Source organism: uncultured Romboutsia sp. (assembly GCF_958366745.1).
GTDB lineage: Bacteria > Bacillota > Clostridia > Peptostreptococcales > Peptostreptococcaceae > Romboutsia > Romboutsia timonensis.
In genome coordinates, this window is record NZ_CATXCO010000168.1 from 1 (window position 1) to 5292 (window position 5292).

5 protein-coding genes are annotated in these 5292 nt (G+C 26.2%); 1 reads left to right on the plus strand and 4 read right to left on the minus strand.

The window, feature by feature from the left end:
- Nucleotides 1-183 precede the first annotated feature (183 nt).
- Nucleotides 184-444 carry a hypothetical protein gene (locus Q5F54_RS10200; protein ID WP_071119896.1) on the minus strand — a complete coding sequence of 87 codons (261 nt, stop codon included), beginning with the start codon at nt 442-444 and terminating at the stop codon, nt 184-186.
- Nucleotides 445-607: 163 nt separating this feature from the next.
- Here Q5F54_RS10200 and Q5F54_RS10205 point away from each other — a divergent pair, with 163 nt between their 5' ends.
- A complete protein-coding gene (locus Q5F54_RS10205) occupies nt 608-1354 on the plus strand; it encodes a lysophospholipid acyltransferase family protein (protein WP_302334364.1) in 747 nt (248 codons plus the stop codon).
- Nucleotides 1355-1476: 122 nt separating this feature from the next.
- On the opposite strand, the gene moaA is transcribed toward Q5F54_RS10205, so the two are convergent.
- The 3 genes from moaA to Q5F54_RS10220 form a co-directional block, all read right to left on the minus strand.
- Entirely contained in the window at nt 1477-2436 is a 960-nt protein-coding gene (gene moaA / locus Q5F54_RS10210) for a GTP 3',8-cyclase MoaA (protein ID WP_071119894.1), read from the minus strand.
- Between the two features lie 426 nt (nt 2437-2862).
- Nucleotides 2863-3237 (minus strand): CoA-binding protein, encoded by a 375-nt coding sequence (locus tag Q5F54_RS10215; RefSeq protein WP_288525891.1) that lies wholly within the window; start codon nt 3235-3237, stop codon nt 2863-2865.
- 147 nt (nt 3238-3384) lie between these two features.
- Nucleotides 3385-4812 carry a sodium:alanine symporter family protein gene (locus tag Q5F54_RS10220; RefSeq protein ID WP_071119892.1) on the minus strand — a complete coding sequence of 476 codons (1428 nt, stop codon included), beginning with the start codon at nt 4810-4812 and terminating at the stop codon, nt 3385-3387.
- Nucleotides 4813-5292 lie beyond the last annotated feature (480 nt).

The following is a 5292-nucleotide window of genomic DNA, read 5'->3' on the forward strand; positions in this document are numbered from 1 at the left end:
CTTCGCTCATGTCGCCAACGACTTCGTCCGTTGCTTGAGCCACTGCGTGGGCGAAGCATTTCAAAATCTTTTTTACGCTCAAAACCAGTTTATTGATATTACTTACATTCAGAAGTTATCCACATTTTTTAAAATATTATAATATCCTTAAGCGTAAAAAATAGCACTAATTATTAGTGCTATTTAATCAATTATCATCTTTATTATATCCCCATTTTTCCTCTCCATATGAGCAATTTCCCCACTTAAGTCATAATCAAAGGCTTTAACTAATACATCTAAAAGCTTTTGGCTATCTATCATATCATCTGCTCCATAGAAAAAATCAAATGTATTATTTTTAATCATTTTTTTAACAAATCCAACAGGTAATTTTATATGTATTTTATCTCCAGTATGAGATAAAATCCTTACCCTTAATAATCTCTCATCAGATAATCTCATTAATTTCCTCCTAAAATTAGTATATAAACAGGTGTATCTAGGTAAATTATATTCAAGAGACCTTATATTATATTCACAATAATTCTTAGATATAGGTTATTTGTAAATATAATTGTTTTATGTTAAAATAAATTATTAGATATCTATATGAGGAGACACAAAAATGCTTAATTATTTAAAATTTGCAACTTATCAAATATTTGGTTTTTCTTGTTCTATACCTAAACTTAACAAAATAAAGAAAAATCCAGATAACTTTACTAATAAAGAAATATATGATTTTTTACATAAACAAGCTAAAAAGTCTTTAAAGTTGGTTAACATAAACCTTACTATAAATGGAAAAGAAAATATAGCAAACCAACCAGTCTTGTTCATTTGCAACCATTCTAGTATGCTAGATAGTTTCATACTTTTTGCAAGTGTAGATAGACCTATTGGCTGTGTAATTGCTGATGAACCTGTTTGGAGGTCAATGCCTATAGTTAGCAGTTGGGCAAAGCTTACAAAATGTGTTTATATAAACAGACAAGATAATAGAGAAGGTATAAAAAGTATAAATGAGGCAGCTAATAATATATTAAAAGGCCAAAGTATGGCAATTTTCCCCGAAGGAGATTTAACTTGGGTAAAAGATCCAGATGCACTTATATCTGAATTTAGAAGTGGTGCACTAAAAATTGCATACAAAGCAAAATGTCCTATAGTTCCTTTTGTTATAAAAAACTCTAGACACACTTATGAAGGTTACCAACCTATAGGTAAAATAAATTCAAAAGATGTTGAAGTTGAGTTTTTACCACCTATATACGAACATATAGAAAATCCAAAAGTTAAAACTACAATTCTTGGTGAGTCTATAAGAAAAGAAATGATAGATTCTATAAATAAATTTAATCAAAACATCTAATCTAACTTTATTATGTTGTATAACTAATTAAAAACTATTTATTTTTCTAAATAGCAAAAAGTGTCTTATAATATATATCATTATAAGACACTTTTTTATTGTTATATTTTATCATTTATATATTATCCACCTATTTCATACATTTGTCTATATGTATCACTAGAATTACTTTCTAATAAATTGTGCTTATCTGGCTTTTTAAGTATAATTTCTTTTAATACTTCTTTAAATATCATTGGTTTATTAAGATAATACCTTATATCCGTTTCTTCATTTGAATGAAGACATAATTTTATCTTTCCATCTGATGTAATTCTAATTCTGTTGCACGTATTACAAAACTGACAGCTAATAGGAGTTATAATACCTATTCTTCCCTTTGCATATTTAGCTTGATATAGTCTTGCCGTAGAGCCTTTTTCATCTTCTATTTTATATAGTTCATCAATATCATTTATAAAATTAGATATATTAAAATATCCATTCTCATAAAAATATTCACCTTCTCCTAGTGGCATAAGTTCTATAAATCTAACATCTATAGGATAATAATTTGCCATTTCTATAAAATCATAAACTTCATCATCATTAAATCTTTTTATAACAACACAGTTTATTTTTACTTTTATCCCTAACTCTAAACATCTATTTATGGATTTTAATACATCTGTTAAGTTTCCACCTCTTGTTATACTTTTATATTTGTATGATTTAAGAGAATCTAAACTAATATTAACACTTTTTAATCCACTTCTTTTTAACTCATACGCTATTTCATTAAGACCTATACCATTTGTAGTTATCGATATATCATCTATATTACACTCATAATGTGCATACTTTATTAACTCTATAAGATGTGGATATAACAAAGGCTCTCCACCTGTAAATTTAATTTTCTTTATACCAACTTGTGATAATCCATTTATTATAAATTTATAATCATTAAACGATAAAGTATCATTTATTAAATTATTTTCATATACTTTATCTTCTGGCATACAGTAAACACACCTTAAATTGCACTTATCTGTAAGAGATATTCTAGCATAATCTATATTTCTTTCATATCCATCTAACATTATGTCACCTACTCACTCTAATAAATTATATCATTTTAAATTTGTTGTACACTTACTAGCTTATCCCTTTAATATTTTTTATCAAAATATAGTTCACTACACTACATTTATAATTTTTCTACATTTTCATTTATATTTTCCCACTACACCTTATTTTTCACTATACATAATTAATCACTGTAATTATTACTACTTTAAACAGATTCCCCTATAAATTGAATATTTATAACTTTTTTTGACTATATTAATAATTATATATTACTACTTAACTCTCCTTCAATTTTTATTGTATACTTTATAAATATTACCATTTTTTAATTTATATTAGATGCTGCTACGGTTTATAATTAACTATTATATAACAAATAGCATACATCAAAAAAGGTATAAAAAGTTTAAATAGACTTTTTTATACCTTCTTTAAAATTATTTTAATTTAAGTTCTTCATACAAATCTACAAAATTTACTATATTTAATTTAGCTTCTTTTGCTTTTTTTAATATATATTCTGTATAACTACCCTTTTCAAAATAAATATTTTTTATATCCAGTAGTTCCATCTCATCTATTATACAATAATTATGTATTGACTCTTTAATGATAGCAACAATATCTACATTATGTGGTATATCTTTTAAGCTCTCATAAACATGAAATTTATCTGACTTATAATTATTTAAATTAATCCCCACTACATTATAATTATTTTCTTTTAATAAATTTATAATTTTAATTTCTTTGGAATCTTCATTTTCATCTATGATTACTACAGCCCAAGACTTTTGTTTAAGCAAATTCATAAACTTACCCCCAGATAAATAAATATTAATTACATTCTAACATTATATATATACAATGTAAACGTTTTATATAATTTAATACATCTTATTTATATATATTTTATAATATAGTAAAAGTGCCTCTTATAACTAAGAGACACTTTTAAATTATATTACTTCTTTTGAAAATTTATTATCATTCCAACACTCTACATTTTCTAACCCTTTTATATTAGAAGCATTGAATATTGGATTTTTAATTCCAGCTTTCTTTTGCTTAGTATAATCATCTAATGCTGCAAATGCATATTTACCTAATAATGTTATAGCCACTAAGTTTATAACAGCCATAAGCCCCATAAATACATCTGCTAAATCCCAAACTATTTGCACCTTTGTAAGTGCTCCAAATAAAACCATACCTACAACAATCACTCTAAATACATTTAATCCAGTTTTACTTAAGTTTACAAATTCCATATTAGATTGACCATAATAATAGTTACCTACTATAGAACTAAATGCAAATAAGAATATACAAACTGCTATAAATATATTTCCTATAGGTCCTATATGTGCTGATAATGCAGCTTGTGTAAGTTCTATACCAGTTAACCCTGTTTCCATATATGTTGGGTATAAAAGTATAATAAATGCAGTACAACTACATATAACTATAGTATCTGTAAATACTCCTAAAGTTTGTATTAAACCTTGTTGTACTGGATGACTTACATCAGCTGTAGCTGCTGCATTAGGTGCTGATCCCATACCAGCTTCATTAGAGAATAATCCTCTTTTTATACCAGTTAACATCATACCACCCATAGTACCCATTGCTATTTCTCTCATACCAAATGCACTTTCAAATATTAATTTAAATACACCTGGAATATAATTTAAGTTAGTAACTACTATAAATAATGATACTAATATATAAAGTCCTGCAAATATAGGAACTATTATTTCAGAAACTTTAGCAACTCTATGCACTCCACCAAATATAACAGCTGCTGTTAATGCTGCAAGTACTATACCTATAACCATCTTATCTAAGCCAAATGCATTATTAAATGCTGTAGCTACAGTATTAGCTTGAACTGCGTTAAATACAAATCCAAAAGATATAGTTATTAATACTGCAAAAGTTGCACCTAGCCATTTCTTATTTAATCCCTGTTCTATATAATAAGCTGGACCTCCTCTAAATGAGTCTCCATCCTTTACTTTATATATTTGAGCTAATGTACTTTCAACAAAACTTGATGCTGATCCAATTAAAGCTATAATCCACATCCAAAATATAGCTCCAGGACCTCCTCCTATAATTGCAATTGCTATCCCTGCTATATTTCCTGTTCCAACTCTTGATGCTGTACTCATACAAAAGGCTTGGAATGAAGATACTTTACCTTCTTTTTTAGAATCTTTAGATGCTCCATCACCTAATAATCTAAACATCTCTCCAAAGTATCTAAATTGAACAAATTTAGTCCTAAAAGTAAAATAAAGTCCTAATGTTATTAGCATTACTATTAATATATAAGACCATAAGAATGTATTCATATTGCCTATCAGTTTAAGTATTGCATCCATCTAAATCCCTCCTTATTTTCATTGTATAAATAATTTATAAAAGTTTTAATAATGCATATTTTTAATACAATCATTCATTTATATACATTATAGCGATTATCTTTCTAAATTTCAACTATTTTTTTGCAATTTTTTATTTTCAAGTTGCATTTTTAAATTTAAATATAAAATAAATCATTTTTTACAATAATTTTATTTTTAATCATAACTAAATCCAATTTATTATTTTATTTAATTAATATAAAAATGCGCTTTTCTTAAAAGATATGTCGATGAAACACCTCATTTTGCCAACGATATATCATTTCTCAAAAATATAATTTTTATGTTTATAAAACTATTGATATTATTTATTTTTATACTAATTTACTTAATACATAAAAAATTCGCTTCGCTCATGTCGCCAACGACTTCGTCCGTTGCTTGAGCCACTGCGTGGGCGAAGCATTTCAAAATCTTTTTTACGCTCAAAACCAGTTG

Excerpts from the sequence above, each read along its gene's own strand:
- Q5F54_RS10220 (WP_071119892.1), bottom strand. The coding sequence starts at position 4,812 with ATGGATGCAATACTTAAACTGATAGGCAATATGAATACATTCTTATGG.
- Q5F54_RS10200 (WP_071119896.1), bottom strand. The coding sequence starts at position 444 with ATGAGATTATCTGATGAGAGATTATTAAGGGTAAGGATTTTATCTCAT.
- moaA (WP_071119894.1), bottom strand. The coding sequence starts at position 2,436 with ATGTTAGATGGATATGAAAGAAATATAGATTATGCTAGAATATCTCTT.
- Q5F54_RS10205 (WP_302334364.1), top strand. The coding sequence starts at position 608 with ATGCTTAATTATTTAAAATTTGCAACTTATCAAATATTTGGTTTTTCT.
- Q5F54_RS10215 (WP_288525891.1), bottom strand. The coding sequence starts at position 3,237 with ATGAATTTGCTTAAACAAAAGTCTTGGGCTGTAGTAATCATAGATGAA.